The sequence below is a fragment of the Thioalkalivibrio sp. genome (assembly GCF_007692535.1).
Lineage (GTDB): Bacteria > Pseudomonadota > Gammaproteobacteria > Ectothiorhodospirales > Ectothiorhodospiraceae > Thioalkalivibrio.
On sequence record NZ_REBW01000173.1, the window covers coordinates 1 to 3,006 of the forward strand.

The 3,006-nt window shown below is 63.7% G+C and carries 3 protein-coding genes; 2 read left to right on the plus strand and 1 reads right to left on the minus strand.

Annotated features, from left to right (window positions below; translation table 11 throughout):
- Positions 1 to 226 (plus strand): rhodanese-like domain-containing protein (locus tag EA346_RS10100; protein WP_296758205.1); only part of this gene is annotated, 226 nt, incomplete at its 5' end.
- A gap of 119 nt (positions 227 to 345) precedes the next feature.
- Positions 346 to 906 carry a carboxymuconolactone decarboxylase family protein gene (locus tag EA346_RS10105; RefSeq protein ID WP_296758206.1) on the plus strand — a complete coding sequence of 187 codons (561 nt, stop codon included), beginning with the start codon at positions 346 to 348 and terminating at the stop codon, positions 904 to 906.
- Positions 907 to 1,008: 102 nt separating this feature from the next.
- Here the strand turns inward: EA346_RS10105 and EA346_RS10110 are convergent, their stop codons facing one another.
- Complete coding sequence (locus tag EA346_RS10110; RefSeq protein ID WP_296758208.1) at positions 1,009 to 2,322, minus strand: MFS transporter; 1,314 nt, start codon at positions 2,320 to 2,322, stop codon at positions 1,009 to 1,011.
- Positions 2,323 to 3,006: the final 684 nt, after the last annotated feature.

Here is a 3,006-nt window from a genome sequence, read left to right on the forward strand (position 1 = left end):
ACTCGGCCACCTCGAAGGCGCGCTCAACCTGCCGCTCGATCAACTCGCAGACCGTCTCCACGAACTGCCCACAGATCGCCCGCTGGTGCTGGTGTGCCACACCGATCGCCGCTCCCGCGCCGCCGCGAAGCTGCTCCATGCTCGCGGCTTCCGCGATCTGCGAATCGTGCGCCGGGGGATGACGGCTTGGCGGGACGCAGAAAGGTCTTGTCCCGATGCAGGCTGAGCGGTCTCTCCGCGGCCCAGGTGGGATTGCCACCCACTGAAGTATGCGGCCTCGTCAAGCCGATGCGGTCCCGATCGTCCTGAAGTGCTGGCACCGTTTCACCCATACAGGAGGCCGTAATGGCACGCATTCCATCCCCGCCCATCAGGCAATACCCTTGGTTTGTTCGGTGGGTATTGCGTCGGCAAGAACGCAAATACGGGAGCATCCTGGCGCCTTCCCTTCTTTGGGGCCGACTCCCCGGCACTTTCGTCGGCATGTTGGGTCTTCTCGGCATATTCAACCGGCGAAGCTATCCCGTTGGGCCCGGGCTCCGAAGCCTTGTCTCCATCCGCATTGCCCAATGCAATGGCTGTTCGTTCTGCGTCGACCTCAACGCCTACCACTACCTTGAAGCCACCGGCGCCACGGACAAGGCGGCGAATGTCTCAGACTGGTTGATAAGCCCGCTCTACGATCCTCCCGAACGTGCGGCGCTCGCCTATGCCGAAAAGGTCACTGAGCGATGCTCGGAGGTCTCGGAGGCTGACATCGATGGGCTTCGAGAACACTTCAACGACGACCAGATCACTGCGCTGACCGCATGGATTGCATTCCAGAACATGAGCGCCAAGTTCAACGCTGCCCTTGGCGCCGAGGAGCACGGATTCTGTGCACTGCCTGCTCGCCGGGAAGATTGATGCGAGGTCGAACCGGCCAAGCGACTCCCGCGCCACAGCAACCGGTTCAGCCGTTGCGGGCCATCCAAGCGCTGCCGGGCCTCCCTTTCGATCCCGGTTCTTTCAGTCGGCCGGGTTCAGGCGCGGATGGGTCTCCTCGCCCCACCACCAGACCAGGGCACCGGAGGCAAACATCGCGATCACCACGAACCAGAAACCCCAGGTGACTGAGCCGCCGAGATGGGCCACGATGCCCAGCCCCAGGGCGCCCACACCGTAGCCAAGGTCCCGCCAGAAGCGGTAGGTACCGATCGCCGAACCGCGCCAGTTGGGATGGGCGATGTCCGCGACCGCCGCACTCAGGTTGGGATACAGCAAAGCCATGCCGAAACCGGTCACCGCGGCGGCAAACGACCACCACAGTACGCCCTCGCCCAGCAGGGTCAGGGCAACCCCGCCGCCGCAGATCCACATGCCCCAGACGATCGGCGGCAGACGCCCAACGTGATCCGACAGCCGGCCGGTCACGAACTGCGAACCGCCCCAGACGAAGCCGTAGATCCCCACGACCCAGCCGATCGCCGCAAGGCTGAGCCCCTGCTGATACAGGAACACCGGATAGAACACCCACACCAAAGCGTCCACAAACTTCTCAACCAGCCCAGCCTGACTGAACGCGGCCATGCGCCGGTCGCGCCAGGACATCAGGGTGAACACCTCCCAGGTGGTCGGCGAGTCATGGATATTCTTCGGATAGCGCGGGACCGGCCCGGTGGATCGGCCAGCGGCATGCCGTGCACCCTCGGCCTTCGCCCAGTCCAGGGTCTCGCGCACCCATAGCGCGGCCATCCCGATCGCCAGCGCGATCACCGCCAGGCCGAAGATCAGCAGCCCCATGCGCGGCCCGAACGCAGCCGCCATGTAGCCGGTCACGATGCCCGCGACGGCCACACCGACGTAGCCGGAAAACTCGTTCATGCCCATGGTGAAACCGCGCTCGTCGGCGCGGGTGATGTCCATCTTGGCGGTCTGGGTCATCGACCAGGCGAGGCCCTGGTTCACGCCCAGCAGGACGGTCGCGGCGACGATCCAGCTCCACGATGGCGCGTAGAGGATCATGAACGGGATCGGGATCGCCGCCACCCAACCAAGCATCAATACCGTCTTGCGCCCGAGCCGTTCGGACAGGCGTCCGGCGACAAAATTCAGCGCCCCCTTGACCACGCCGAAGGCGACGACGAATGCGGTCAGCAGCAGGAACGAGCCCTCGGCCACGCCGAACTCGGTCTCCGCCAGTGCCGGCACGACCGTGCGCATCATTCCGATGGTCAGGCCGACGAAGAACACCTGGACCAGTTGCTGGCCGAACTGGCCGAGGTTCTCGCGAATCCCGTGCGTCAGGTGATCATAGGCCTCGGCTGCCTTGTGCTTGTCCATGCCGGCCTCCTCTGCTTCAGGCGGTGATTTTAGGGCCCAGCATTGCATCCGTGACCGCGGGGCGCGAGGGCAAGTTCTCCGCCACCGGGATTGAACAAGGACGGGAACGTCCGACGAACAGCGTTCCAGCCGGCGCCCGGCATTCGGATCACATAGAGGGTCCGCAGGTTTCGTCTTTCGCCTTCAGGTGATCCAGGAACGTCTGTATCACGACCGGACCCTCGTTACAGCCGGAAATTCGCGGCACTTGACGCAGGCCGGGATGCCGAGAACCCGGTTCTGAAGGTCGGGTGAACAACCAACTCCAGCCACTCATCCATCCCTGCTGACTGGCCGCTCAGGGTCGACTACTGTCTCTTCGGCGATCGGGGTCGGCCCAAGCCAACCTGTTGATCATGAGAAATGAGGCCTTGGGTTTTCGGATTCTCCCGCCTTGAACGGCCGTTTTTGCGGCCAAAAACAGGCTTCCAAGGGCACAAATAGGCCGATAAAACAGCTTGTAGTTGTTATGAATCAGAGGGTTGTGTTGGTCCGACCCCGCTGCAGCGAGAGTCAACGATCGCCTCCCGGTACCGGTCCAGCAACATCACACCAGGCATTGGCCAGCCGCGGCGGGTTTGTCAGGTTTTGCTACCGTCGGCCGACTGCGCCCAGGGGAGACGGCCCTCGATTTCCAGGTGCAGG

Excerpts from the sequence above, each read along its gene's own strand:
- EA346_RS10105 (WP_296758206.1), top strand. The coding sequence starts at position 346 with ATGGCACGCATTCCATCCCCGCCCATCAGGCAATACCCTTGGTTTGTT.
- EA346_RS10110 (WP_296758208.1), bottom strand. The coding sequence starts at position 2,322 with ATGGACAAGCACAAGGCAGCCGAGGCCTATGATCACCTGACGCACGGG.